The sequence below is a fragment of the Acaryochloris sp. IP29b_bin.148 genome (assembly GCF_028285565.1).
GTDB lineage: Bacteria > Cyanobacteriota > Cyanobacteriia > Thermosynechococcales > Thermosynechococcaceae > Acaryochloris.
Map to the genome: position 1 here is coordinate 1 of NZ_JANQOY010000124.1, position 25,613 is coordinate 25,613.

Annotated in this window: 24 protein-coding genes; 14 read left to right on the top strand and 10 right to left on the bottom strand. The window is 47.0% G+C overall.

What is annotated here, in order from left to right; all coding sequences use genetic code 11:
* Positions 1 to 55 precede the first annotated feature (55 nt).
* The 4 genes from acsF to Q0986_RS11500 all read left to right on the top strand — a co-directional run bounded on the left by acsF (position 56) and on the right by Q0986_RS11500 (position 5,260).
* The gene (acsF, locus tag Q0986_RS11485) at positions 56 to 1,132 is read left to right on the top strand and encodes a magnesium-protoporphyrin IX monomethyl ester (oxidative) cyclase (RefSeq protein ID WP_299410122.1); all 1,077 of its coding nucleotides are present in this window, start codon (positions 56 to 58) and stop codon (positions 1,130 to 1,132) included.
* 169 nt (positions 1,133 to 1,301) lie between these two features.
* The gene (locus Q0986_RS11490) at positions 1,302 to 2,684 is read left to right on the top strand and encodes a serine/threonine-protein kinase (RefSeq protein ID WP_299410124.1); all 1,383 of its coding nucleotides are present in this window, start codon (positions 1,302 to 1,304) and stop codon (positions 2,682 to 2,684) included.
* Between the two features lie 218 nt (positions 2,685 to 2,902).
* Positions 2,903 to 4,387 carry an alpha-amylase gene (locus Q0986_RS11495; RefSeq protein ID WP_299410125.1) on the top strand — a complete coding sequence of 495 codons (1,485 nt, stop codon included), beginning with the start codon at positions 2,903 to 2,905 and terminating at the stop codon, positions 4,385 to 4,387.
* A gap of 321 nt (positions 4,388 to 4,708) precedes the next feature.
* Positions 4,709 to 5,260 (top strand): Crp/Fnr family transcriptional regulator, encoded by a 552-nt coding sequence (locus Q0986_RS11500; protein WP_299410126.1) that lies wholly within the window; start codon positions 4,709 to 4,711, stop codon positions 5,258 to 5,260.
* A gap of 14 nt (positions 5,261 to 5,274) precedes the next feature.
* On the opposite strand, the gene Q0986_RS11505 is transcribed toward Q0986_RS11500, so the two are convergent.
* On the bottom strand, positions 5,275 to 7,344 hold the full coding sequence (locus Q0986_RS11505) for a dynamin family protein (protein WP_299410130.1): 2,070 nt from the start codon (positions 7,342 to 7,344) through the stop codon (positions 5,275 to 5,277).
* Positions 7,345 to 7,638: 294 nt separating this feature from the next.
* On the opposite strand from Q0986_RS11505, the gene Q0986_RS11510 reads away from it, so the two are divergent.
* Complete coding sequence (locus Q0986_RS11510; protein ID WP_299410133.1) at positions 7,639 to 8,520, top strand: hypothetical protein; 882 nt, start codon at positions 7,639 to 7,641, stop codon at positions 8,518 to 8,520.
* Between the two features lie 178 nt (positions 8,521 to 8,698).
* Here the strand turns inward: Q0986_RS11510 and Q0986_RS11515 are convergent, their stop codons facing one another.
* Positions 8,699 to 9,184 (bottom strand): hypothetical protein, encoded by a 486-nt coding sequence (locus tag Q0986_RS11515; protein ID WP_299410136.1) that lies wholly within the window; start codon positions 9,182 to 9,184, stop codon positions 8,699 to 8,701.
* A 305-nt stretch (positions 9,185 to 9,489) separates the two neighbouring features.
* The gene (locus Q0986_RS11520; protein WP_366918571.1) at positions 9,490 to 10,488 is read right to left on the bottom strand and encodes a hypothetical protein; all 999 of its coding nucleotides are present in this window, start codon (positions 10,486 to 10,488) and stop codon (positions 9,490 to 9,492) included.
* Positions 10,489 to 10,628: 140 nt separating this feature from the next.
* Between Q0986_RS11520 and Q0986_RS11525 the strand changes: the two genes are divergently transcribed.
* The 3 genes from Q0986_RS11525 (at position 10,629) to Q0986_RS11535 (ending at position 12,460) form a co-directional block, all read left to right on the top strand.
* The gene (locus Q0986_RS11525; protein WP_012164538.1) at positions 10,629 to 10,925 is read left to right on the top strand and encodes a YiaA/YiaB family inner membrane protein; all 297 of its coding nucleotides are present in this window, start codon (positions 10,629 to 10,631) and stop codon (positions 10,923 to 10,925) included.
* Positions 10,926 to 10,965: 40 nt separating this feature from the next.
* Positions 10,966 to 11,622 carry a Coq4 family protein gene (locus Q0986_RS11530; protein ID WP_299410148.1) on the top strand — a complete coding sequence of 219 codons (657 nt, stop codon included), beginning with the start codon at positions 10,966 to 10,968 and terminating at the stop codon, positions 11,620 to 11,622.
* 67 nt (positions 11,623 to 11,689) lie between these two features.
* Positions 11,690 to 12,460, top strand: a complete 771-nt coding sequence (locus Q0986_RS11535; RefSeq protein WP_299410151.1) for a hypothetical protein — start codon at positions 11,690 to 11,692, stop codon at positions 12,458 to 12,460.
* Between the two features lie 99 nt (positions 12,461 to 12,559).
* Here Q0986_RS11535 and Q0986_RS11540 read toward each other — a convergent pair whose 3' ends face one another.
* On the bottom strand, positions 12,560 to 13,195 hold the full coding sequence (locus Q0986_RS11540) for a Uma2 family endonuclease (RefSeq protein WP_299410154.1): 636 nt from the start codon (positions 13,193 to 13,195) through the stop codon (positions 12,560 to 12,562).
* 135 nt (positions 13,196 to 13,330) lie between these two features.
* On the opposite strand from Q0986_RS11540, the gene Q0986_RS11545 reads away from it, so the two are divergent.
* Positions 13,331 to 13,723, top strand: coding sequence for a hypothetical protein (locus Q0986_RS11545; RefSeq protein WP_299410157.1), 393 nt, complete (start codon positions 13,331 to 13,333; stop codon positions 13,721 to 13,723).
* 25 nt (positions 13,724 to 13,748) lie between these two features.
* Positions 13,749 to 14,954, top strand: coding sequence for a glycosyltransferase (locus Q0986_RS11550; RefSeq protein ID WP_299410159.1), 1,206 nt, complete (start codon positions 13,749 to 13,751; stop codon positions 14,952 to 14,954).
* 13 nt (positions 14,955 to 14,967) lie between these two features.
* Here Q0986_RS11550 and kaiC read toward each other — a convergent pair whose 3' ends face one another.
* The 3 genes from kaiC to Q0986_RS11565 form a co-directional block, all read right to left on the bottom strand.
* A complete protein-coding gene (gene kaiC / locus Q0986_RS11555; RefSeq protein WP_299410161.1) occupies positions 14,968 to 16,530 on the bottom strand; it encodes a circadian clock protein KaiC in 1,563 nt (520 codons plus the stop codon).
* An 84-nt stretch (positions 16,531 to 16,614) separates the two neighbouring features.
* A complete protein-coding gene (gene kaiB / locus Q0986_RS11560) occupies positions 16,615 to 16,929 on the bottom strand; it encodes a circadian clock protein KaiB (protein WP_299410164.1) in 315 nt (104 codons plus the stop codon).
* Positions 16,930 to 16,968: 39 nt separating this feature from the next.
* Positions 16,969 to 17,868, bottom strand: a complete 900-nt coding sequence (locus Q0986_RS11565; RefSeq protein ID WP_299410167.1) for a circadian clock protein KaiA — start codon at positions 17,866 to 17,868, stop codon at positions 16,969 to 16,971.
* A 231-nt stretch (positions 17,869 to 18,099) separates the two neighbouring features.
* Between Q0986_RS11565 and purB the strand changes: the two genes are divergently transcribed.
* From purB to Q0986_RS11585, 4 genes are all read left to right on the top strand, one after another.
* Complete coding sequence (gene purB / locus Q0986_RS11570) at positions 18,100 to 19,395, top strand: adenylosuccinate lyase (protein ID WP_299410170.1); 1,296 nt, start codon at positions 18,100 to 18,102, stop codon at positions 19,393 to 19,395.
* A gap of 107 nt (positions 19,396 to 19,502) precedes the next feature.
* Entirely contained in the window at positions 19,503 to 19,757 is a 255-nt protein-coding gene (locus Q0986_RS11575) for a hypothetical protein (RefSeq protein ID WP_299410172.1), read from the top strand.
* Positions 19,754 to 20,518: a DUF1350 family protein gene (locus tag Q0986_RS11580; RefSeq protein WP_299410175.1), complete on the top strand. Its 765-nt coding sequence runs from the start codon at positions 19,754 to 19,756 to the stop codon at positions 20,516 to 20,518. Before Q0986_RS11575 ends, Q0986_RS11580 begins: the two co-directional genes overlap by 4 nt.
* 133 nt (positions 20,519 to 20,651) lie before the next feature.
* On the top strand, positions 20,652 to 21,173 hold the full coding sequence (locus tag Q0986_RS11585) for a pentapeptide repeat-containing protein (RefSeq protein ID WP_299410179.1): 522 nt from the start codon (positions 20,652 to 20,654) through the stop codon (positions 21,171 to 21,173).
* Here the strand turns inward: Q0986_RS11585 and accB are convergent.
* From accB to Q0986_RS11600, 3 genes are all read right to left on the bottom strand, one after another.
* Positions 21,170 to 21,640: an acetyl-CoA carboxylase biotin carboxyl carrier protein gene (accB, locus tag Q0986_RS11590; RefSeq protein ID WP_299410182.1), complete on the bottom strand. Its 471-nt coding sequence runs from the start codon at positions 21,638 to 21,640 to the stop codon at positions 21,170 to 21,172. The genes Q0986_RS11585 and accB overlap by 4 nt on opposite strands.
* A 15-nt stretch (positions 21,641 to 21,655) precedes the next feature.
* A complete protein-coding gene (gene efp, locus Q0986_RS11595; RefSeq protein ID WP_299410184.1) occupies positions 21,656 to 22,213 on the bottom strand; it encodes an elongation factor P in 558 nt (185 codons plus the stop codon).
* Positions 22,214 to 22,403: 190 nt separating this feature from the next.
* A complete protein-coding gene (locus Q0986_RS11600; RefSeq protein ID WP_299410186.1) occupies positions 22,404 to 25,472 on the bottom strand; it encodes an EAL domain-containing protein in 3,069 nt (1,022 codons plus the stop codon).
* Positions 25,473 to 25,613: the final 141 nt, after the last annotated feature.

The following is a 25,613-nucleotide window of genomic DNA, read 5'->3' on the forward strand; positions in this document are numbered from 1 at the left end:
TCCCTTACGCTGGATGCAGGGAAACTTCGTTTAAACTTAGTCAATTGAGGCACCCATGGTAGACACCCTCAAAAAGCCTGATGTTCAGGAATTACGTGATGGGATTAAAGTTCCCGCCAAAGAAACGGTTCTTACCCCTCGTTTCTATACCACTGATTTTGACGAGATGGCCAAGATGGATCTCAGCGTCAATGAAGATGAGATTCGAGCCATCATCGCCGAGTTCAAGGCTGACTATAACCAAAAGCACTTTACCCGTGATGAGCGCTTCGACAAGTCTTGGGATCACATTGATGGTGAAACCCGACGCTTGTTTATTGAGTTTCTAGAGCGGTCTTGTACTGCGGAGTTCTCCGGCTTCCTCCTCTACAAAGAATTGGGCCGTCGTCTCAAGACCATTAATCCTCTTTTGGCTGAAGGGTTTAACCTGATGTCTCGGGATGAAGCCCGTCACGCTGGCTTCCTTAATAAGGCCATGACGGACTTCAAACTGTCTTTGGACTTGGGCTTTTTGACTAAGAGCCGTAGCTATACCTTCTTCAAGCCTAAATTTATCTTCTATGCGACCTACCTCTCTGAAAAGATTGGTTACTGGCGCTATATCACCATCTATCGTCACTTGGCTGCGAATCCAGACGATTGTGTCTATCCCATTTTTGAATTTTTCGAGAATTGGTGCCAAGACGAGAACCGTCATGGTGACTTCTTTGATGCCTTGATGCGGTCTCAGCCTCAACTGCTCAACGATTGGAAAGCCAGACTTTGGGCAAGATTCTTCTTGCTATCTGTCTTCGTCACCATGTATCTCAATGACCTGCAGCGCTCTGGTTTCTACGCCACCATTGGCCTAGATGCCCGTGAGTATGACAAGCATGTGATTAAGAAAACCAATGATAGTGCGGGTCGTGTCTTTCCATTGGTATTGAACGTCGAGCATCCTAGTTTCTACGGCCACCTGGAAGAGTGCGTAGATAATTGCGTGAAGCTACGGGCTATTGATGCAGCTGAGCAGCCCGAATTTATCAAGACAATTCGGAAGCTACCTATCTTCCTTGCCAATGGCTTCAACTTCTTGCGCTTATACCTGATGAAGCCCCTTCCGACGACTCAGTTCGAAGGCACTATTCGCTAGTTTCAATCAATAACCTAACCTTACTAACCACCAAAAGCGTCAACTTTTGGTGGTTTTTTGATGCTTCTTGAGCCATGATCTGGATTTTTGAGCTTTGCTAATATCTGGGAGTAGGGTATGACTCTATACCTACGAACAACAGCTTTCTGTCGCTGTCCAAGGGGAAGTTATGGATGTGACGCTGATTAAAGATCAATACCAAATCATCAAGCCCTTGGCAGAGGGAGGGTTTGGCATTACTTATTTGGTGGAAGATACCCATCGTCCTTCTCGCCGACGCTGCGTGCTTAAACAACTCAAGCCGGTCACCCAAGATCCTCAAGTTTATCAAATCGTTCAAGACCGATTCCGTCAAGAAGCCGCTTGCTTGGAAAAACTGGGTGATGAAAATCCCCAAATTCCTGAACTCTATAGTTATTTCCAAGACGGAGGGTACTTTTACCTGGCACAAGAATGGGTGAATGGCCACACGTTAGCCCAATGGCAGCAGCCCGTGGATGCCCATGTCATTATGGACGTTTTGCAGCAGACCCTGCCAGTTCTGGAGGACATCCACCGTCAAGGCATCATTCATCGGGATCTGAAGCCCGATAACATGATCTGGCGACAGCGAGACGGCAAGCCTGTCTTGATTGACTTTGGGGCGGTCAAAGAAGTGATGGGCACCCAGATCAATACTCAGGGACAAACCACGACCTCGATTGTGATTGGCACACCGGGCTATATGTCTGCTGAGCAAGCAGCAGGACGACCTGTCTTTTCTAGTGATTTATATAGCCTGGGGTTGTCGATGATGGTTTTATTGACGGGGAGATTGCCCACACACTTGGGTAGCGATCCTTGCACGGGAGAGCTGCTCTGGCGTCAACATGCCCCCGGTATTGATGGCGTTCTCGCAGATGTCCTCGACCGAGCCACACGTTATCATCCGCGCGAACGATTCTCCTCCGCTCGGGAGATGTTAGCGGACTTGCAGAGGGATCCGGCTACTGTTTCTCCTACGCAGACCGCCTCTAGTTCTCAAACGCCCACTATTCAACAGCCTCACAGTCAGGCATCAGTTAGCGTACCGAATTTCCTCAGGGGATGGAAGGGGATTGTGAGTGCGATCGCACTAGTCGGTATCGGCGGTTTATTATTATTTCGGCCTGGACAACCCAACACTCCAGTGCCAATGGGCGGGGTCAGTCCGAAGGAAGATATAGATGATTCAGAATCGACGGCTCCATCTATAGCAACCCCCGATCCATCTGGGCAAGCCTCATCTTCTATTGTGGGGACCTGGAAAGTTGAAGCACTGACTGTTATGAGTATTACTCACTATAAAAAAGATGGGACTTGGCGGGGCCGCATCACCTATGCCAATGGTTTATCCCAGGAATATACTGGCACTTGGGAGTACGCTGATGGCATTTTGCTATCGAAATCTCTCACCTTGCCGACAGCCCGACGCGCTGTGAGATGGATTAATGATAATACCGTGGAAGTCACGATTCTTGAGAACGGTAATCCTTTGCAAACGGGGTTAAAGTACATCGCTTATCGTCAATAGAACGTTGCCTATAAACGTTATGCGTTGGTCATGCTAGATAGGTGTTGGTGAGCACTGGCTCAATTTAGCGTGGATCTGATGTGCAAGGTGCGTTATATGACGTAAAGGCTTGGATGCAGCCATTTGAAGGATCAGGCTATTTATCCTTGTCCAAAAAGAATCCATCCGTTTGCCTTTAGCGAATAAAATTGAAATCGGCATCTTTATAGAGGTCTCATATGTCTGCACCCAACGGCGTAATGATGCAGTTCTTCCATTGGTATAACGCGGCTGATGGCAACTTGTGGAATGAATTGAAGACCAAAGCCACTGACCTCGCTCAGGTCGGGATTACATCGGTGTGGCTGCCGCCTGCCTATAAGGGAACTGGCGGTGGATATGATGTCGGCTATGGCGTCTACGATATATACGACCTAGGTGAGTTCGATCAAAAAGGCTCAGTCAGGACTAAATATGGAACTAAAGACGAATATATTGCTGCGATTAAAGCAGCGCAAACGGCTGGCCTTCAAGTTTATGCTGACGTCGTCCTGAACCACAAAATGGGGGCTGACGCAGAAGAAGAAGTACAAGCTCGACCGATGAACCCTGAAAATCGGCATCAGCCTATTGGCGATGCTCAAACCGTCAAGGTGTGGACGCACTTCACTTTCCCCGGTCGCCAAGGCCAGTATTCGGATCTGGAATGGCATTGGTGGCATTTTGATGCGGTTGACTATAACGCCTACAACGAAGGACAAAAAGCCGTCTATTTATTCAAGGACAAACGCTTTGATAGCGATGTGGATCTTGAGAAAGGTGCGTTTGACTATCTGATGGGCTGTGATTTAGATATGGAATCGCCTGAGGTTCAGGAGGAACTCAAATGCTGGGGAGCATGGTATGTCGAGACCACCCAAGTCGATGGCTTTCGCTTTGATGCCGTCAAACATGTCAAAGCAGGGTTTTTCCCCGAATGGCTGAACCATTGCCGTCAACAGAGTGGCAAACGGTTATTCGCGGTCGGTGAATATTGGTCGGATCATATCGAAGCGCTCCATCATTTCGTCAAACTGACAGATGGGGATGTGATGCTGTTTGATGCCCCGTTGCACTATAACTTCACGATGGCGAGCAACCAGGGATGTGATTATGACTTGCGACAAATCTTTGATGACACGCTAGTTCAGCAACAGCCTGCTTTAGCAGTTACCTTAGTCGATAACCATGATTCTCAGCCCCTTCAGGCATTAGAATCTGTGGTTGAAGCGTGGTTTAAACCGCTGGCTTATGCCTTGATCCTATTGCGACGGGATGGCTATCCCTGTCTGTTTTATGCGGATTACTATGGGGCTCACTATACCGATAAAGGTAAAGATGGCCAGGACTATGAAATTTGGTTAGACAGTCATCAGTGGCTGATCGATCGGTTTCTAGCGGCCCGACGAACCTATGCCTATGGTAATCAGTACGACTATTTTGATCATGCCAATTGTGTGGGCTGGACTCGCTTAGGGACGGAAGACCATCCCGGTGGAATAGCCGTTGTTCTCAGCAATGGTGGCAAGAGCCGCAAATGGATGGAAATCGGACAGCCTCACAAAACCTATAGGGATATAACGGAACATATTGCAGAGCCCATCACTACAAATGCAGAGGGTTGGGCTGAATTTACGTGTAAGGCAGGATCCGTCTCAGTATGGGTTCCAGAACCGGCTGATTAGTCCGTCAAATCACGGCTGAGAGGGAGCGGTGAATAACTTCACGGAGTTTTCACGGAGTTCTTCTATTCTAAAAGTATTGATAAAGCCAATTTATGCGATCGCATTAGCCATTAGGTTAGCAGAGGCTGGATAAAACGTTTGTAGCGTTATGTTTGCTCTGTTTGGTAATACTTGAGGCTAAAGCCGATCTTTGGTTTTGATTTCTTATCCTCTGTTTTTTCCATAGGTACGCATTTTATGGCAGTATCACCCTCCGTAGTGGTTCCCAAACTCTCTCTTTCGAAGCTGGATGGACCTCTATGTTTTAGATCTGGGCAACTTGTGCCTGAACATCCTGATCATCTTTGGTATATCAATCAAGGGCTAGTACGCACCTTGACCTGGAATGAAGAGGGGGACTTAGTCACCTTGGGCTTGTGGGGGGTAGGCGACTGTATTGGCCGTCTACTCTCTGAAGTGACGCCGTTTCAAATGGAATGCTTAAGTTCTGTGGAGATCAAGCCCTTGTCGCTATCCGGGCAAGATTTAGGCGTGGTGATGCGATCGCACCTTCGCTATATGGAAGAACTCTTTAGCATCATCAGCTATAAGCGGGCACCCCAACGCTTACTGCGTTTTCTAGACTGGTTGGGCGATCGCTTCGGCCGCAAAGTGGAACAGGGACGAATTTTAGATTTGGGATTAACCCATCAGCTTCTGGCTGAAATTACAGGTATTACGCGGGTAACGGCCACTCGTTTGCTAAACGAATTTGAGCGTGAAGGCAAACTGATGCGTTTACCTAAGCAGCAAATGCTACTGCAATTTAACTCCAGCCATCCTGATCGGGTGACTAGCTTGGCCCGACATCGAGCCAAAGGGAAGCGTAAATAGTAGCGTCAGGGAACTCAGTTGAGTAAGGCCGTTAACTGATTGACTTGCTCAGCCATCTGTTGATCCAGATGGCGAAGACGTTCCGTCTCTTGTTCTAGCTGGATATTTTGAGTTCCCTTCTGCATAACCAAATGGTTGAGTTCCGTTTGACGCGCCTGAATATCATCATTGAGACGTTGAATGATTTCGGTCTCATAGGTGTTAAAGCAGGTTAGTACTGCTTCATAGACCGTTGGTCGCTGCTCCTCGGCGATCTGGGGCAGACATTTGGCAAATTCCTGACGAGTCGTCGTCAGAAAGGTTTGACGGACATATTCAGCCTGGCCAGCGACCAAGCCTGCCCCAGCGACAATCACTAGAAACACGTTTAAGGCCATCGTTGAAAACAATAGACCCACCATTTGAATCACCAGGGTGACGCAGAGGGAGGTGAACACGGCTTGCAGAACTCGTCGCCAAAAGGGACTTAAACGGCCCACTACGCTGTTGAGGGAATTGGGGATAGCATCCAAGACTTCAAAGACGGTGTCGGTCCACGTTTCGGTGGCATTATAAGGATGACCGGAGGCCACATAGGATCGCCCCAGTAGTTTGGCATTAATCACATCCACGACTTGGGTATAGGTGGCCTGATATTGATCGGCCACGGCTTGCACCTGGGCAAAGGCTGTTTCTAATTGCTGAGTCGCCTGCATTTCCCAGTCTGCTAATTTATCCGTGAGATAGCGTTCAAAGGCTCGCTTAAAAGACGCATGGAATTGGGCACGGTTCTGTTTGTTGAGGAAGTCGAGAAATTCGAGATCGGGCTGGGAGGCCACAAAATCCGTTTCAAAGGTTTTTTCTAGCTGCAGTAGATAGGTGTGAAATGAATCGGTAATCGCCTGCGCTTCGCGATCGCGGATTTTACGAATTTCGGCCTGAAACTCGGTGGAGACCGCTGCCAGCTGGTCAAATTCAGTCTGGACAGAGGCGACTTTATCCTTGAGATGGTCTATATCTTCATCCAGTAGGGGAATTCGTCGTTCGACGGCTTCATGGACATGGGCAGCAACGGAGCGGGCCTGCTGTACCGCATACTGAAGCTCAGCATGGGTGCGATCGCGAGTAAGAAACTGCGTCAGGGCATCAAGAAACGCGGGAATGCCTGTATCGTCTAGGGGGGCTTTGGGGTCATGGAGCTGAGATCTCAACGCAGGCAACGCTGCAGTTTCAAAGACCCGGTCCCGATAGCGATCTTCGCCATTGACTAAACAATAGGGCGAGAGGTGGGTCTGAAAGAGCTGCCGGAGTTTGGTCTCGGCCTCCGCTACAGCCTCTTGATCCTCTGGATCGAGCAGGCTGGTTTGCACCTTATCCCAGGCATTGAGGAGAAAGAAAATCGTTAGCCCGCGATTCTGCAGAAAGTTGCGTAAGTAGCGTCGCTCATCTAGAGTGCAGGGTTGCGTCGTATTGAGCACAAATAACACCGCATGACAGTCATTGAGATAGTTGAGAACTAGCTCATTGCGGGCTTCCGTATCATTCAACCCAGGGGTATCGACGAGTTCAATCCCTTTAGATAACAGGGGAAGCGGATATTCAATAACGGCATGACTGACATTAGGAAAGGCTTGCTCATCTTTTTCCTGTAAGGCTTTGGCTTCTGAAGGATCAATGGTGTATTTCCATTTGAAGGTAGCGACATCAATCTGCTGCGGCGGGGTGTCATCGCGAAAGTGGATGGTGACTCGTTTCTGAGGGCCATATTTAAGAACGCTTAAAATGGCGGTGCAAGGATTGACGTCGCTGGGTAGAAGGCGTTCTCCCAGAATGGCGTTAATCAAGGTGCTTTTACCGCGCTTTAAATCGCCCAGCACCACCAAACGAAAGATGCCTTGCTTTAAGTGATCACTAACGGTTTGAACCCGGTTGATCTGACGATCCAAGCCCAACTGTCCTGACGCTTGGGTGCCTGCTGATTCAGATTGGGTAAGGATTTGAGCTATCTGATCTAAGTGTTCGGCAACCTGTGCTCGCACGCGGCGGACTTGGTCAAAATCATCTAAATATCCCATAGATTGGGACAGGTTGACTGAAGTACTCATAGATTGGCGTGTAAGAGGACTAAATTCTGAGATAGCAGGCGCTGACCGTACCATCATAGCGATAGCCAATGGCCGATGGCGCTATCGATTCTTAGTATTTCTAGTTGGGTGTGACAGAGTGAGCCATCTAGACTACCGGAGAGTGGTGAATCACCTAGAGTTGGCTACTCAGTCCTGAAAATTTCTCTTGAGGTGGGTTTTAATTTGTGAAAGTAGAACCCCGGTAAATCTAGCATTAAACTAGAATCCTGAGATACTTATTTCTTATGGAATACTTAATGAAGTGAATCAAATATGTCAAGCCAAAATAGTTTTTTGAACATTACTCAGCAAGGTAAGAATGGATGGTTGCGTTACTTGCTTGGCATAATAACAATTTTTGGGATAGTTCTATTGAGTATTCTAGCCTATGGATATATCATTTATTGCTTTTTTAATATACCAATTAAAGAGTTATTTTTACTATCAACTAAAGATCCTATCCTTCTTCTATTTGTTTTTAATTTATATTCGCTTAGTTTAGTTACTGGTATTTACATAGCGACAGAAAAAATTCATAAGAAAAAATTCAAGACTTTATTTAGTTCAAGAGGAACTATTGACTGGCTTCGAATAGTTAGAGGTTCAGTGCTATGGCTCATTACATACTTTGCAACTTGGATTTTGTTATATATCATTCATCCTTCCCGTTATCAACTAATATTTAATTTTTCTGAATGGATTCCATTAGCTTTTATTTATCTAGTATTATCTGTATTTGGCTCGTTTTCTATAATTATTTTTCTGTATAGTTACCTACTTCAAGGAATATACAGTTTTATTCGAAATCGTGTTCTTGCTATAATCATTTTAAGTGCTATAATTTCAACATTTTTCATTGACTTAGAGTACCCTGAGTATTGGATTGCCAATTTTATTTTTTCTCTATTTTTTACTTTAATTGTAATTAAAGATAATAGGATTGAATTAGCTGTTGGAATGCATATTCCAAATCTTTTTCTTCGTAATTCTTTCTTGGCTCCGCTGAAGAGTAACTTTGTTTTTTCAGCAGTCTTTGAGACTAATGGGGAATCAAATATATTCTTTTATCTAATGATCTGTATAATTAGATTCTCTTTGTTTTATTTTTTATGTTTCCATATCTCCAAGAAACGAGGAGTATCAAACTTTAATTGACTGATAAAACGTAGATATAGCTTTTTTGCTCAGCAGTTTTACTTAGAAACAATCTTTTAGATATTCAGGTGTCAAATTCCCTAGAACTAGGCGCAAATGATTTAATGGGCGCTGCTTTGTTTATGCCTGCGTTTACATCTGATTTATCAATATGGTGGCTGGCAATTAGCAATGAAGCTTAACGGGGGACAAGGTTGCCCCAGGTATCCGCATCTCGATGCTCTGCAGCTTCAAGCAAATAGTAATAGGTGGAAGCAGCATCAATGCCGACTAGAACTGGTTTTGAGCCCTGGAAAATCTCATCATGTAATCCAATCTCTACAAATGACAGGTCTTGGGATTGATTGATCTTGTTAGCTGATTGTGAGGCAACTGCAAGCCGGTTGTGGATCGTGCCGACACTGGTGTGAAAGTCGAATAGATCCCGAAGCAACTCGACGACACCGCGAAAAGAGCTACGGCAAATCAGCACTAAGGCAAGAATCAGTTGGAACAGCCAAGCTTTCGTGATGGGTAAATTGAAAAGAACATCATCGTCATCATTAGTAGATGGTGAGAAAGCTTCTTCCAAAGCTTCATTTGCCTTATTGCTTTGTTGGTAGAGAAACTTGCGACTGACTTGATGTTTTTTGGCGAGGCTAGTGACGGGTTCAGTCTTAGTCAAAACCTGAAGGGCTAACTCCTGATGCTCAGTAGGAGAAAGAGTAGCGGCGACACAGAAGGATGAATTAATTTGGACAATCTACAGGACAATAAGTTGGCCTTGATTGAGTATCCCTGATCGCCATACACGAGATCTCAAAATGTCTTGATTTCACTCAACTGTTGGCTAGATCTGTAACCCTGAAATGAACAGTGCCCAAAACAAGCACTAACAGTTGGGGCTCTTTTGTGAAAAAGTAATGATGGATGGCGATTTGATGGACCGTTTTGTAGGGCACCTCTAATCTCAACTCCAATTCTTCTTAGCTATAGACTTTGCAAATCTAAGGCCAAAAATCGATCCAAAGGACGATACATCCAATACATCGAACTCGTCGAATCTAAGCTTGTTTTTTGAAAACCCAACATTACCCCCATCTTTTCGTATAGGGGGTGAATCACTAGGGTATGTAGGTCACAGAGATTGGGAAAATCCTGTTGCATACGCCGCAAGGTTTCCTGGGTATCGATTAGAAACGGGATTTGATAGTGGTCCCAGTAGAGCGGGGCAATCATCCAGCTCCGCACATAAACCGACACACAGTTTGGATCACCCGGCGTTGCCATTTGAAACGGATCCACTTCAGTCAACGTGCTTAGATGCAGCCCCTTACTGGGTGCCGAGAAGAAATTGACATCAGAGTCACTATTCGTCGGGTATAGCAAATAAAAGCCCACAGGATTCAGGGTATTCACCTGCCGCAACACCCTCATCCCGGTTCCATACTGTTTGGCCCATTGTCGGAGTCTCAACATAATTCGGTGCGGGGCCGTTTCCGAATTATGGTTCATCCAGTTGTAGTTGCGGGCCAGCAAGTTAGCCACTGGAATCGCATCACAACGAGGATCAAAGTCATCAGTTTTTAGCTCGACGGTTTCTTCTGAGGCATCCCACCCTTCTGGCATCGGCTGAATTTCGATCCAGGTGGTATTGCCGTCAAACTGCTTTTGAATCAGACCAAGGGCCGCAAGCTTATCCAACATCATTCCAGCGGCGCGATCGCTGCCTTGGTCCTTGTCGAAGTAAAACAGCTCTGCGGCTTGCCGATGGGTACAGATCACTTTTTGGGTGGGTAGGACTAGGTCTTTCAGAGGAGGCCGCAACCGAGGATGGTCTGCCAGATGTTCCTGCACTAGGGCATAAATCCAGAGGCGGACAAAGCTCTCCGCCCGAACTCGCGTTAGACCGACTCGCTGAATCAATTGCTCCACCGTTTGCTGCTGTCGTTCCGGGGACCACCACTGATCCAGATCTTCAGTATTCAAAAACTTCACCTCACTTCACCCTGTTTCAGTATAGTTCTTGGCCCTGATATTGCTTCAAAGCTCTACGGTGCAGTCATTGTGGCCTCACCAACACAGAAGCCAGAATGCAATTAATCAAATCAAGCCCAACGGAGGCCATTATGAGCGACAAACAAATCACCACCCCCACGGTTCATACCAGTGCTTGGATTGCCCAAACCTGGATTTCCTTTACTGTTTCTATTGCTGCCACCGCCATCGGTATTGTCTATATGCCTGTCAACCCTTGGATGAAGGGGTACTTGGGCATGGGCACCTTATTTTCCATCGGCTCCACCATCAGCTTGTCTAAGACTATCCGCGACGTGGAAGAGTCGAAGCGAGTGCTCAGTCGTTTAGATGAAGCCAAGTTAGAAAAGCTATTAGCCGAGCATGACCCCTTCAACAAAGTGGTTTAGCCCCTTATCCCCTTCAGTTCATTATTTAAGGACTTTCAATATGCTTCTGTCTCACCCCCTCACGACTTCCCGCAATGCCTTCAGTATTAGTAAGGGTGTTATTTCCCTCCTGTGCAATCCCAGCAATACTGAATCGGTTTATGACATTGAAGACGGGCTCTACGGAACCCAAGCCATGCAACTTGCAGTGGACTTTATTAACACCGAAGCTGAAACTGCTCAACTGGTAAAAGACCGCTATATTGCCCCTTCTCCCAATCTTGAAACATTGCTGCAATATCCTCAGGACTCCCTGGGCTATTGCTATGCTGCCTCACTGACAGAAGCGGGATTTGACCCAGAGTTTTACCGTGCGATCGCAGTTCAAGACGACGCTAGCTATATCCTCCTCCGCCTCCGCCAAACCCACGATATTTGGCATCTGATCACTGGATTTGGCACCGATGTGGCGGGAGAACTGGGCCTCAAAGCCTTTGAACTGGCTCAAACGCGGCGCCCGATGGCCTTGGTCCTGCTCACCTTTGGCCTACTCAAGGCCCTGTTAAAGACGCCTGATACGCTTGCTACCTTACTGCCAACTATTTCCCAAGGGTATCAGCTGGGACTTCGAACGCAACCGCTGCTGTCCCAGAAGTGGGAAGAGCAATGGGAGAAGCCGCTACAGCAATGGCAACAAGAGCTGGGCTTTACCAGCTGAAATCTAAGGCAGTCCAATATTGACCCTGGACTGCCCGATCACCTCAAGATTTAAGGAGCATAAGACAATGAGATATATTGCCTTCGGTTTACTCGCCTTTCTGACATTGATAATTCTGGCTGGGTATGGGGCCATTAGCTGGGTGGATATTGCCACGATTCAGTTTGTGGATTGGATCATGGGTCTCGCCATTTTTGGGTGGTTAGTCACCATTACCACTGTCCCCTGGAATGTCCATTTTCAAGCCCGAGAAGTGGTCGCTGAAATTAACCTTTCCCTAGAGAAAGGGATTCATATTGATCCTGAACAACGGCAATATGCCGTCATGGTGGGCCGCAGGAGCTTATGGGTGGCGTTGACTTTACATGGCCTATCTGCAGCAGGCCTGTTTGCCCTTGCTTGGTGGCATATTAGCGCCATCGGCTATTTGGGTTCCCTCGCAGCCCTTCTGTTGACCGTATTGCGCCCTAGCATCCGCGCCTACTCGTTTCTGGCCAAGCGCCTATCGATGATTCAGCGCCAGTGCAAGTATCCTCGCGAAGATGTGCTGGAGTTGCGAGGCCGAGTCGCTATGCAAGAAAAGCTAACGGAAAGTCTGACCCAGCGCTTCAATCTGGACGATCCAACTGCTTGGATTAGTGAACAACAGCGACAGTGGGACGCTGTTCGCCAAGATCTAAATCGAGCGATGGCTGCCCTGGAAGCCCTGACAGTGAAAAATCAGGTGGAACATGATCAGTTGGCAAAGGAGGCAGAGAATGCGATCGCACAGCTGAGTGAAGACGGTCAATTTCTGAATCAAGTGCGTGACCTGATCCGTTTTGTCAAAACCGCTTAACCCTTGCCTGATCATGCTTTGGATATCCTGTTGCAATTGAGCCGCCCAAAGGTTGAACATTTTCCTGGCAAGCCCATCTCAAGACAAAAAGGAACGGAATCAAAGGGTTGCGAGCTGCTGTCTCAAGGCCCGCATGGCGGCACTGGTATTGCGCTGCTGAGCCATCTGCAAACAGTCCTCAACAATAGCGGGAAGATTCATCTCAGGGAAAAACTGGCTCGTCTCTTGCACGCTGTAGGTACCGTCCACTAACCCATACATCATCAGCCGCTTTTTTTTGAACAGCCACACCTCGGGTACCCGATAGGGTAAATAATCTTCAACCGCCGTGTAACTGGTCACATCAACTTCGATCACTAAATCGGGGGGTGGATCAATTTCCCAATCAATCCGATTTTTGCCTGAAGCAGCTTCCCAGTTGTCAATATAGAAACAGTAATCCGGTTCAATACCGCTAATTTCTGGCAACTCCATCGTAATCGGGGTGAAGGCATCGTACTCTTGCTCTAGGTGATCGAGAAGAACGGTAACCACATTTGCCAAAATGTGAACTTGACGACCATGTTCAGGCAAAGGATTCATCAGCAAAATTTCTCCCTTACGAAACTTGATGCGAGGATTTGGGCGATCGCCCAACTGTTGCACCAATGCCTGATAATCTTGCCAACTTCCAGGTAGACGAACCACACTCCCTGGATCAAGCTGAATCTTTTCTGGAGTGACGATAGTGTACATGCATTCAAACCTCCTCTTTTACTCTAAGGCCCAATCTTAGAAAACGGGTAGAGTAAACATCCAGCCAAGATATGCACTGGACTGCCGTAACGTTTTACAATTCATTTAGGTAGATTACAAAATATTGAGGAACTGATGGAGTATACCCTGCCAGCAATCTATAACATTCCTTCCCCCCCTTACTTTCTCGTCTTGATTGCGGCTCTGCTCGGTCTGGCCTGTGGGAGAGCTTTTGAAGTGTCCTTAAAGCAAAAGGCAGATGACTGGTCCAAAAAACGAACCACCAAGGATTTGAGTGATGTCACCGAACTCCGCTTGCTGCTGCCAGCTGCTGGCGTTTGTCTCTGTAGCTGGGTCTTTTTGGGCTCTGCCTTAACGATTTTTGCCGTGTCCTGGGCTCAAGGATTTACCACCGCCTTCTTTGTGGTCACATTTAGCGTATGCCTACTGTGGACACAAATGATTCAAGTGATGAAAGCCATTGAAGAAGGTGGCTCAGAAGCATTGGAAATCACCAGTATTTTCTAGTTGCGGTCACTGATGCAGCGGAGTCATGACACTTAGCCTGTGCATGATTGTCAAAAATGAGGCAGCGAATCTGACTCGCTGCCTTAACAGTGTTGATGGTTGGGTAGATGAACGCATCATCGTTGATACTGGCTCCACCGATCACACCGTTGCTATTGCCAAATCTTGCCAGGCCCGAGTTTATCACTATGACTGGGGCCATGATTTTGCTGCGGCCCGGAACTTTGGGTTGCAATACGTACAGTCAGATTGGGTGCTCGTCCTAGATGCCGATGAAGTGTTGGTCCAGGACGTTATTCCCCAGCTCCAAGCGCTGCTGGCGCAAGAACATCTTTTAGCAGTGACGCTGTTGCGCCATGAAATTGGCGCACAACAGTCCCCTTATTCACTGCTGTCTCGTTTATTTCGCCACCATCCTCAAATCAAATTTCAGCGCCCCTATCATGAACTGATTGACGATAGCGTACTGGCGCTGCAAGCTCAAGACCCCCATTGGCAGGTGGGACATCTACCAGCCGTCGCCATTGAGCATTTTGGTTATCAAGAGGATGCGATCGCAACCCGTCATAAGCACCAGCGGGCGTGCCAAATTATGTCAGCCGCCCTAGCCGCCGATCCAGACGATGCCTACCTGTGCAGTAAACTAGGCGCACTCTATGTCGAAATGGGCCAAGTTGAGCAAGGTCTAGCGCTATTGCAAACAGGGTTAGGTTTGCACCCCCCCGAACCTGCCATTCGCTATGAACTGCACTACCACTTGGGCTATACCTACACCCAGCAAGGGCAAGTTGCCCTGGCACTGCGGCAGTACCAACAAGCCGTGCAGCAAGATTTACCTGACCTCCTCAAATTGGGGGCCTACAATAATTGGGCTAATCTGCTCAAACAAGTGGGTCAATTCCCCGCAGCCTGTCAGCAGTATCAACGGGTGATTGCCATCCAGCCGGAGCTAGCGCTAGGGTATTACAACTTGGGGTTGACGCGACGGGCGATGGGGGATTTAGAGGGTGCGATCTCAGCCTATCAGCAAGCCATCCAAAAACAACCGGACTATGCCGAGGCCTATCAAAATCTCGGAGTGGCCTTTTATAAACAAGGCCAACTTCAAGCCAGCCAGCAAGCCTTTACCCAGGCCATTGTCCTTTACCGTCAGCAGGATAACGTTGCCGCCGCCGAACAGCTACAGCAGGGGATGACCGATTTAGGATTGCCGCATGTCTTCAGCGAGTGATCTGAAAGACCGGCTACGCCAGATCATCTCCACCTAAACTCTGAACATCTTGCATGATTCGAGACAGATCGCGTTTTTCGTCTAAGACAACGCGGGTGGGTGTACCACTAATAATGCCTTCAAAGTTGTGGAAAGCATCTTTAATCTGGGGTCCTTGGTGACTAATTGAATACTCGCGAATGCCTTTATCATGCCAAGAGCCACGCATCTTAAAAACGTTGATGGCGCGGGACATCTCTCCTCGAATCTCTACATACTGCAACATTAAAATGGTGTCGGTAATGGTTGAAATATGGGATTCTGTAATCGAATGAGAGCCTAAAAAGTGGTCTGTCGTATTCGTAAAGAACCCTGTGATCTCTTCCTGCTTGGCAAACCCCGTCACGCCAATCACAAACTGACGAAAAGCATTATTGCTAACGCCTCGCGCCAGTGCCGACAGAGAATCAATCGAAATCCGTGAGGGTTTAAATTCAGCAATTTCAGACTTAATCTGTTGCAGATGATCTTCTAAACCAGCAGATTCTGGATAGGCACAGAGGATTTTTAACAGTCCCTCTTGCTCCATTTCCTCGAAGTCAATCCCCCAGGAGTAAGCATTCCGAGACAGTTGGGCTCGGGACTCTTCATAGGCAAACAAAATCGCCCGGTCACCATTTTTGCAAGCATTCTCTATAAACTTACTTACAAGCATGGTCTTACCTGTTCCTGTCGCTCCCGTGACCAAAATAATTGAATCTCTAAAAAAGCCACCGCCACACATTTCATCTAACGTTTCTACACCAGAAGAAACGCGAGCATTGGAAGACCGCTGGGTAAGACGCATCGCCCCAAGTGGAAAAATATTGATACCGTCATCGGTAATGGTGAAGGGATATTCACCCTTCATGTGGCTGGTACCTCGCAGCTTAAGAACTTCTAAGGTGCGTCGTCGTCGCTCCCCTTCCAACACATTACGTAAGATCACCACATTATCTGACACAAATTCCTCGACTCCATACCGGGCAACGGGACCATACTCATCCACCCGCTCTGTCGTCATTACTGTGGTAACCCCAATTTGCTTCAGACGAGCCGTTAATCGAAAAATCTCACGCCGAACCACAGTTGCAGCATCATACTGCTGGAAAATCGCGGTCACAGAATCAATGCCAACTCGTTTGGCCTGATACTTGCTGATCGCATATTGAATCCGCTCAATTAAAGCAGATAGATCGAATTCCCCAGCAATATCCTGACCTTCTGGATCAGGGGAGGCATCTAGGATGAACAGCTTGCCCTCATCGATCAGGTGTTGTAGATCCCAGCCAAAGCTCAAGGCGTTTTTGATAATGTCCGTTGGTGATTCTTCAAAAGTGACAAAAACAGCAGGATCATCGAAATGAGTAATGCCATGATATAGAAATTGAATGGCAAATAGCGTTTTACCTGTACCAGCGGTGCCACTCACTAATGTGGTTCTACCCACAGGAAAACCACCATGACTGATATCATCAAACCCTTCAATGCGAGTCAGTATCTTTTGAACTTCAATTTTATGGTTATTGTCGGGCTTTGGTAGGCTGCTTCTCTTCATACTGCATTTAAGTTTAGATTAATAAGGACTTGCGAAATGAAATGATGGCGGAATGATTCAGGATAGCTGAAGATGAGCATATAATTAGTATTCCAATGTCCCTTCTGACAGCTCTTCATAGAGTAAATCTAAGCCAATTAAGACACGCTCACGGTCAGATAAATCGCCAATAATCTTCCGAACGGGGGGAGGTAATACTTTTGCTAAGGTTGGCGTTGCCAATATTTTGTCTTCCTCTGCGAGTTGAGGATTTTTTAATACATCAATTACTTTTAAGGCATAAACGCCTTGAAATTCAGTTTCTAGAATATGATTTAGCGTTCTTAAGGCTCTTACAGAGTTGGGGGTATTCCCCGCAACATAGAGTTTAAGAACATAGGTTTTTCTGATGGAACTCATGGCAGGGGCTTTAGGATTGATCGGTATGGGAGGGATAAGTTAACGAGCTTTGGGGATAGAACGACGATACATCTCACATAAATGGGCCATGATGTCAATTAAGGTCAAGCGATAGTCCAGTAAAATATCTTCATTTCGGCCTTCTAGTTTTAATTTTTTAGCAAAAGCATCCATTAACTCCATATGAATTTCTAGTATTTTTAGAATTGAGATGTCTGCGAAGAACATCTGCGTCACAAAGTCATCAATTTCCTGATTAACGTTATTATCTTGACGGAAATAGTTGAGAATAATATCTCGATAATCTTGTTTCAATGTCGCTAAATACGCGAACTGTTCTTCTGCGGAAAGTTTGTGAAAGAATTGTTGAGGATTGCGTTTGTAATAAACGCCCAGATACCCTAAACGTTCTTTTAGTTTTTGGGAGAGACGTTGTTGTTGGCTGACTAGATTATCCTTAATCGCTCCGTCTGTGAGCTGTTGAGGGGCTGTGGCCGGTAAACGGCAGGCTTTGGATAATTGCAAAAACTGTGCGATCGCTTGATCAATACCGGGCAGAAGACAGTCTTGCTCATCCGCTTGAATTCTCACTTCAGCAATGTGGTAGCAACTCTCATCTTGCGGATTATCATTTTCTGCAACAGTAGAGGCGTGCTCTGTTGCCGCTCGACTGTGTACGAGCACTGCCGGTAACAATATTGCTTCACGGTGAAGGTGGCCCACAACCTTAGGGAGTGCTGAGTTTTCTTCCAGAATCAGGCAATCAATCTGATGTTTGCCCTGTTCAACTTGCTCCAAAAAATTGTCATAGGTTGCATGCACCAAACTATAGCGATCGCCCTCCAAAATCTGGGTCAGTAGGTCAACTAAAGATTCTGAACTCAGTAGTGTACAGATAAAGATCTGGGGGCGTGAGACCGCAGTTTGAGAAAGGGTCATAACGCCAAATTTATCTAATTGTTAAGAAATACTTTAGCATTAAATGAGATTATTAAGGAATGCTAAGAATAGGTTGGCAATGACAGACTGGTTCAGTCTAAGAGTCTCTCCAGTGACCTCAATGATTCGCCCAGTACTGCGAACAAGCGGCTTTGGTGTACATCGGTACAAAGTCGTTAGAAAGACGATCCGGTCAGCGTACAATAGTTCAGTTGAAATCTAGGCAATACATTGATCGAGCGGTATACCTTGCCCGAGATGGGCGATCTGTGGACAGACGAAAATAAGTTCAGAACTTGGTTACAGGTAGAAATTGCCGTTTGTGAAGCTCAAGCCGAGCTGGGAAAGATTCCGATCGATGCCGTCGAGACCATCAAAGCCAAAGCGAATTTTGACGTTAAGCGCATTCTCGAAATCGAAGCCGAGGTCAAGCATGATGTCATTGCCTTTCTCACCAACGTCAATGAGTATGTGGGGGAAGCAGGACGGTATATCCATTTAGGAATGACCAGTTCTGATGTTCTGGATACGGCCATTGCCCTCCAGTTAGTGGCTAGCCTCGATATTTTGCTGACTCAGCTCGAAAACCTGATTCAAGCTATTCGTTACCAAGCGCAGCAGCATCGTCAAACGGTGATGGTGGGCCGCAGTCATGGTATTCATGCGGAACCGATTACTTTGGGGTTTAAGCTGGCTGGCTGGCTGGCAGAAATGATGCGGCATCGCGATCGCTTGGTTGCAACGCAAAAAGAAGTGGCTGTGGGCCAAATTTCGGGCGCCGTTGGCACCTATGCCAATATCGACCCTCAGATCGAATGTCTGACCTGTCAAAAATTAGGGTTACAGCCAGAGGCAGCCTCCACCCAAGTGATTTCTCGCGATCGCCATGCTTACTATCTCAATGCCTTAGCCTTAGTGGCCGCCTCCATTGAACGCTTCGCCGTCGAGATTCGCAATCTCCAACGCACTGATGTTTTAGAAGTCGAAGAGTTCTTTTCCAAAGGGCAAAAGGGATCTTCGGCCATGCCCCACAAGCGCAATCCCATTCGGTCGGAGCGCTTAACCGGATTGGCGCGTGTGATCCGCGGGTATGCCATGACCGGTCTAGAGAATGTCGCCCTCTGGCATGAGCGAGATATTTCTCACAGTTCAGCTGAACGGGTGATTATTCCTGATGCTGCCATTCTGACGCATTTTATGTTGGTGGAAGTTACTGACTTGGTGAAGCATTTACAGGTTTATCCCGATAATATGCAGCGAAATATGAACCTCTACGGTGGCGTTATTTTTAGCCAGGGGGTCTTACTAGCGCTGGTGGATAAAGGCATGAGCCGGGAAGAGGCCTATGCAGTGGTTCAAACCCATGCTCATCAAGCGTGGAATCAAGAGGGGGGAGATTTCAAAGCTGCGCTTAGCCAAGATGCTCAAGTCCAGCAGCGACTATCGGCAGAAGAGCTCGATCACTGTTTTGACCCTAGTCGTCATCTCCAAAACCTCGATCAGGTGTATCAGCGCTTAGATATTTAGACTGTTCGATCGTTGCCTCAGATAGAGCCAGCGACAGCTGAGGATAGCATTCTGGGACCCCATACTCTCTCCCACACATCTATAGTTGAAACTTTTACAATACGGTTATGAACGCATTTGATCCGACCCCACCTGCTTGGACCACTGCAGCCACTCATGCCCGCTATTTTCACTGTCCCAGCTGTCAGGCCAGTTGTCTGGAAGCACAGCAAGTTTGGATTAACCGTCGAGCCCCTGTCATCACTGAGCAGTATCAGCGTAAATGGCAGGAATTCTACGAATGCCAGTGTGGCCAAGCTTGGTGGGCTTGGAGTAGCGATCGCCCGCCCTCAGATTTACATCCTCAACAACCTCCAGAATGAACTGGCAAGATATTGCAGGTAACTCAGTCCTGATTCCGCCCCAACCCGTTGCCTTGATCCACTTTCTCGGTGGTGCCTTTGTGGCGACAGCCCCCCAAGCCACCTATCGCAGATTATTAGAAGGGATAGCCGATCAAGGCTATGCGATCATTGCCACCCCCTTTATCACCTCCGTCGATCATGCTGGCATTGCCGAAGACGTTCTCGATCAATTTGAGGAGGCCGTTGATCGCCTCCAGCGAACGGCGCGTCTGCCGCAGTTTTTACCCATTTATGGCATCGGTCACAGCATGGGCTGCAAACTCCATTTACTGATTGGTAGCTTGTTTGACGTCAAGCGGGCTGGGAATATCTTGATCTCTTTCAATAATTCCCCCATCGACAAAGCGATTCCGTTAGCTGAGTGGATCACTCCTGCCGTTCCCATTGAATTTTCGCCCAACCCCGCTCAAACGAACCGCTTAGTTCAACAGCAGTACCAAGTCCCCAGAAATTTGCTCGTTAAGTTTTCCAATGACACATTGGACCAAACCTTGCGGTTATCAGGACTGTTAGAACAGCGTTTTCCCGGTATGATTGCGGTCCAGCGCCTGGCAGGCAATCACCTCACTCCCCTAGGGCAAGATGTACGTTGGCAGACCGGAGACACTTTTACGCCGCTAGATGCTGTCGGCCAGTGGTTTCGTCAAGAACTCTATCGTGATGTTAACCAGCTCGAGAAAGTGATTTTACGCTGGCTCGATCCGCTCTGGATCCATTGAAGTAGATGCACCCTCTTGAATTTAGAGCTATCGTCAGCTGCTCGTTACCGCTGAGCGACTGTCACAGACTCAAATCCGTCGCCATCCCTGTCACAATAGAAGGTAAGACAGGGAAGGCGACCTCAGAACACATATGACCGTTGAAGAACTCTTGCGCCGTTATGCCAATGGTGATCGCGACTTTAGTAGATCCAATCTATCGAAACAGAATTTGAGCCTAGCGCATCTCGATCATATTGTTTTAAAGGAGGCTAATTTAAGCTATGCAGCCCTGCACGGTATCGATTTGCTGTGCGCGAACTTGTCATCTGCCAACTTAGTCGCGGCTAAACTGATCGGTGCTAACCTCACCGGAGCAGATTTAACCAAAAGCAATCTGAGCAATGCCTTATTAAGTAGCACCATTTTAGTGGGCGCTTGTCTAGCCAGAGCGACTTTACAACAGGCCTCCCTCAACTACAGCGACCTGAGTGGCGTTAACTTCAGAGATGCTGATTTGCAGGATGCCAATTTCAGAGGTGCTAACCTCAGTGGTGCAGATCTTTTAGGGGCTAATTTGCAACAGACCGATCTGACAGACGCGCTCTTACAAGATACGATTATGCCCGATGGCAGCATCGTGTCTTCCACCTTGAGTACAGCCGAGGATAGTTAACTCGAAGGATTAATGCGCATTAGGGTCTGACCAAATTCAATGGGCTCCCCATTGTCCACTAGAATCTCCACAATTTCGCCGTTGATTTCGGCTTCTAGTTCATTCATCAACTTCATCGCTTCGATAATGCAGACGGTCTGTCCTCGTCGAGCCACATCTCCCACTTCTACAAAAGGAGGCTCATCCGGCGCTGGTGACCGATAAAATGTCCCAACCATCGGAGAATTAACATCCACCCATTTCTTATCAGGAGTCGGGGGTGGCGAAGACTCGTGAGAGGCAGACAGTTCTAGGGAGGTGCCATCCAGTGTCACAGGCTGGACTGCTGAATTGGAGACCACTGCTGTTGATTGATTCCCTTTATGGATGGTGAGTTCAAAATCATTACTTTTGAGACTCAGCTCATCAATATCCGTTTGATTGAGGATAGCGAGTAGTTCGCGGAGTTGGTTAAGATCAAATTCCACCGTTGATATTGCTCCTTACTCGCGACCTAGATAAGAGTCGGTGCGGGTGTCCACTTTTATACGTTCTCCTTCTGAGATAAACAATGGAACCATCACTTGTGCCCCTGTTTCTACAATCGCGGGTTTACTGCCCCCCGTCGCGGTGTCGCCTTTCACACCAGGATCGGTTTGGGTCACTTCTAACACAACAGAGGTGGGCAATTCTACCTCCAGCACTTGCTCATCCCACCGAATCACATTAACGTCCATTCCTTCCTTCAGATACTTAACGCGATCGCCAATTTGTTCTTGGCTCAGATTCGCTTCCTCATAGCTTTCCATATCCATAAAGACAAATTGGTCGCCATCTTTGTAGGTATGCTGCATGACACGCTTTTCCAAATTCGCTTGGGGGACCGTCTCACCGGCTCGGAATGTGCGTTCCATGACATTGCCACTTTGCACATTCTTTAGCTTTGTACGCACAAAGGCAGAGCCTTTGCCAGGCTTAACATGCAAGAACTCTACAACTCGCCATACTGAGCCATCAAGCTCAATAGACACACCTGTGCGAAAGTCGTTACTGGAAATCATCGATTTTCGATATGGGAAGAACAATCGGCAATTCATTTTACCGTCCAGGGGGGCTGCCTGGACGCCCAGTTCATGCTCTTCCCTAAAAACTAGACGATCAAGCGCTGAGATCAAAAATGACAACCCTGTCCCTTATGCCTGGATCTCGGTACACTGCTAGCGCTCGATCTTTCCAGATAACCCCCACTTGCTAACGAAATATCCCTTGTTTAACCACCTGTTGCAAGGGCATCAGTGCAGCCATCAATGCTTTCCGGTCTAACGACTGCCACTCTAAAGCGTCGAGGACGACGTTGATTTTAGCTAGGGTGTCTACCAAATTCAACAACACATTCTGTTCTGAAAATCCAGGTAATAAATCAAGGGCACCATGATCCATCACGCTTTGATATTCCGACGGTGCAACTTGAGGTTGTTCACCATTGATGAAGATCACCTTAAGCTTTGGGTAATGGGCAGTGCGCCATTGGCAAAACGCCTCTAGTCCTTCAGGTAAAGTATGCTTGTCAACTAAAAGAAGATCCGGCAGAGCATATCCCATACCGTCCATTTTGGCGATGGTTTGCTTGATATCGAATTCAGCGGCTTGCCAAGTGACGGATAGTCCTTGAGATGTCAGGGCAGCTTGCCAGATCTCACCCTGAAACTGACTCGCTTGGCACATCAGCACAGAGGTATGGGGCATAGGAGCCTGATTCGTTTCCCCGTATGGCATCTGAGATTCAAAGATCAGGTGGGTGGTGCCAATGTTTAAGCGATCGCCATCTTGTAACAGCATGGGCCGAGCAACGAGTTGGCCATTCACAAACGCCCCCTCTGTTGTTGCTAAATTAACGAGGTAATAATTACCCGTTCCCATCAGCTGTAGCATGGCATGCTTAGGGGCAACCGTTGATTCCGTTAATAGAATGTCGCTTTCTTGGCTAGAACCAATGACCCACGAAGTTTTGCCTACCAAAGGCCGATAGGAAAATGCAGCGTTGATCCGCAACTTTAAGCGAGCGAGCGGTAAGGTCATCTCCTGAGCTGATAATTGATATTGTTGGGTTAACAACCGTTCGGTCGCACTTGCATCCATTGGTTTCGAGAAAAAATAACCTTGGGCATATTGGCACTTCATCGCTCTCAGTTGAGCCGCTTGCTCAGCGGTCTCCACCCCTTCTGCCACTGCTTTCATCCCTAGATTGCGAGACAACATCGTGATTGTTTGCACAATCTGTAGGTTCTCGTGACTATCCATCGCACTGACGAAGGAGCGATCAACCTTCAAAATATCGATGGGAAAACGATGCAAATAACTTAGTGATGAATAGCCAGTACCAAAATCATCAATGCCAAGCTGAATGCCTAACGTTTTAATGCCCAGAAGCTTGGCTGCTGTTGCTTCTGCATGCTCCATGATGGCACTTTCAGTAATCTCTAGCTTCAAGTTTTGAGGGGCTAATCCGGTCTCTCTCAAAATTGTCTCAATTCGAGGAATAAGGTCCGCTTCCGTGAATTGCTTACTAGAAAAATTAACACTGACAAACAAAGGAGCCTTCGAGGAAAATCGCCGTTGCCAATCACGCATTTGTTGGCAAGCCTCCTGCAAAACCCACCAACTGATCGGCAAAATCAACCCCGTCTCTTCTGCCACAGGAATAAATTCGACGGGTGAAATCAAACCTCTAAGGGGATGATGCCATCGTAATAAGGCTTCGAAACCGACAATTTCCGTCGTCTCTAAATGATAAATCGGTTGGTAATGCAGCTGAAATTCTTGTCGTTCAATGGCTCGTCGCAAATCGACTTCTAACTGCAAAAGAGCAGATGCATTGCTATGCATATCAGCAGTAAACACTTCCCATTGCGCTTTACCCTGAGTTTTGGCTCGATACATTGCTGCATCCGCATTATGGATCAGCTGCTCTGGATCGTCATAGCCCATCGTACTTAATGCCACCCCTGTACTGGTCGTAATCAGTACTTCTCGACCATTCAATTTAAAGGGTTGGGTTAACGCTTGTTGAATTCGACTACAAACTCGTAACGCATCACTCAGATCTTTGATCCCTTCTAGAAGAACGGTAAATTCATCGCCCCCTAATCGCCCAAGGGTATCGCTGTCTCGCACACAACTCTGCAGTCGTTCGGCAACCTCCATCAGTAACTGATCACCTGCAGCATGTCCCAGACTATCGTTAACCACTTTGAATCGATCGAGATCGAGGAAAAGGACGGCAAAGATTTGATCAGGGTAGCGTTTAACGCGTTTGATACAGTACGTCAGGCGATCCATAAACAACGCTCGGTTCGGCAAGCCTGTTAATTTGTCATAGAAGGCATCGTGCCTTAACTGAGCTTCTGCTTGTTTGAGTTTAGAAATATCGGTAATAAATCCTTCCAGGCCTAAAACTTGACCCTGTTCGTCAAAAATGCCACTTCCCTGTTCCAGTAACCACTTTAGCTGACCTGATTTTGTGCGAATGCGATACTCGATGGTGTACGCTTGCTGACTGTCAACCGCTGATGAAATAGCTGCCAATAACTGGGGAAAGTCATCTGGATCAATGAGTGCGTTATAGGTGAGATTAAAATTGCCGAGTAACTCTTCTGGGGTATACCCTGTCAATGATAGACATCCCCGACTCAGGGATCGCCGAGACCAACCCAAATCATAGTTACAGGAAAAAACAATACCAGGAAGCGCATCGATTAATGCCTGCAAGTTAAACCCAGACATATCTCGATAACTTTTAGATATATATGGATGTTCAGGTTGCTCTGGCTTGTCTTTGTGTATTTGTGGGGATGCAGCAGAGCCTTGATCGTCTGGGGTTAGATGAGATGGGATGATGTCTTGCTTCAATAGCACTGCTGTAAAGCAATGATTTGTATCTGACAAGGGCGACAGCCGAAGCTGCAGAGTCTGTTTACTCTGATCCGTCTTTAAGTGAAAATTCGCCCATGCCTGCTCTTGTACCGACAGATTAGACAGAACATGACATAAGTGACTGGGATCTTCAGGAACTAAGTGATAATAGAGATATTGAGGCTCATGAGATTGTTCACTTTGCAATCTACCCAGTAAACGATAGTAGGCCGCATTGGCATACAGAATCCTAGGTCCTTTGTCCTCATCAAAATCAGTTGCAGTGATCAGAATGACTTCATGGGTATCGAAGATAATTGTTTCAAGCAGCTCCTGAATATTTAATTCACAAGCACCAACAATCTCTCTCCATTGATTTCTCTCTTGCCGCGAAAGATCACCTAACATCACATCTGCGCCTTCAATCTTAATCCCATAGTTCCCTATTCAGAGATTCAATGCTTCTTTGTTGACTATACTTTTATTAATAAATACCAGCATCATTCAACGTGGATTTTTGAATTAGTTAAAATTAACTGAAATTATGGC

Coding starts and splice junctions, on each gene's coding strand:
- Q0986_RS11565 (WP_299410167.1), bottom strand. CDS start 17,868: ATGACCCTTTCTCAAACTGCGGTCTCACGCCCCCAGATCTTTATCTGT.
- Q0986_RS11535 (WP_299410151.1), top strand. CDS start 11,690: ATGAGATATATTGCCTTCGGTTTACTCGCCTTTCTGACATTGATAATT.
- Q0986_RS11510 (WP_299410133.1), top strand. CDS start 7,639: ATGTCAAGCCAAAATAGTTTTTTGAACATTACTCAGCAAGGTAAGAAT.
- Q0986_RS11585 (WP_299410179.1), top strand. CDS start 20,652: ATGACCGTTGAAGAACTCTTGCGCCGTTATGCCAATGGTGATCGCGAC.
- Q0986_RS11495 (WP_299410125.1), top strand. CDS start 2,903: ATGTCTGCACCCAACGGCGTAATGATGCAGTTCTTCCATTGGTATAAC.
- Q0986_RS11545 (WP_299410157.1), top strand. CDS start 13,331: ATGGAGTATACCCTGCCAGCAATCTATAACATTCCTTCCCCCCCTTAC.
- Q0986_RS11525 (WP_012164538.1), top strand. CDS start 10,629: ATGAGCGACAAACAAATCACCACCCCCACGGTTCATACCAGTGCTTGG.
- Q0986_RS11580 (WP_299410175.1), top strand. CDS start 19,754: ATGAACTGGCAAGATATTGCAGGTAACTCAGTCCTGATTCCGCCCCAA.
- Q0986_RS11575 (WP_299410172.1), top strand. CDS start 19,503: ATGAACGCATTTGATCCGACCCCACCTGCTTGGACCACTGCAGCCACT.
- Q0986_RS11530 (WP_299410148.1), top strand. CDS start 10,966: ATGCTTCTGTCTCACCCCCTCACGACTTCCCGCAATGCCTTCAGTATT.
- Q0986_RS11550 (WP_299410159.1), top strand. CDS start 13,749: ATGACACTTAGCCTGTGCATGATTGTCAAAAATGAGGCAGCGAATCTG.
- kaiC (WP_299410161.1), bottom strand. CDS start 16,530: ATGAAGAGAAGCAGCCTACCAAAGCCCGACAATAACCATAAAATTGAA.
- kaiB (WP_299410164.1), bottom strand. CDS start 16,929: ATGAGTTCCATCAGAAAAACCTATGTTCTTAAACTCTATGTTGCGGGG.
- Q0986_RS11490 (WP_299410124.1), top strand. CDS start 1,302: ATGGATGTGACGCTGATTAAAGATCAATACCAAATCATCAAGCCCTTG.
- efp (WP_299410184.1), bottom strand. CDS start 22,213: ATGATTTCCAGTAACGACTTTCGCACAGGTGTGTCTATTGAGCTTGAT.
- acsF (WP_299410122.1), top strand. CDS start 56: ATGGTAGACACCCTCAAAAAGCCTGATGTTCAGGAATTACGTGATGGG.
- Q0986_RS11540 (WP_299410154.1), bottom strand. CDS start 13,195: ATGTACACTATCGTCACTCCAGAAAAGATTCAGCTTGATCCAGGGAGT.
- Q0986_RS11600 (WP_299410186.1), bottom strand. CDS start 25,472: ATGTTAGGTGATCTTTCGCGGCAAGAGAGAAATCAATGGAGAGAGATT.
- Q0986_RS11505 (WP_299410130.1), bottom strand. CDS start 7,344: ATGAGTACTTCAGTCAACCTGTCCCAATCTATGGGATATTTAGATGAT.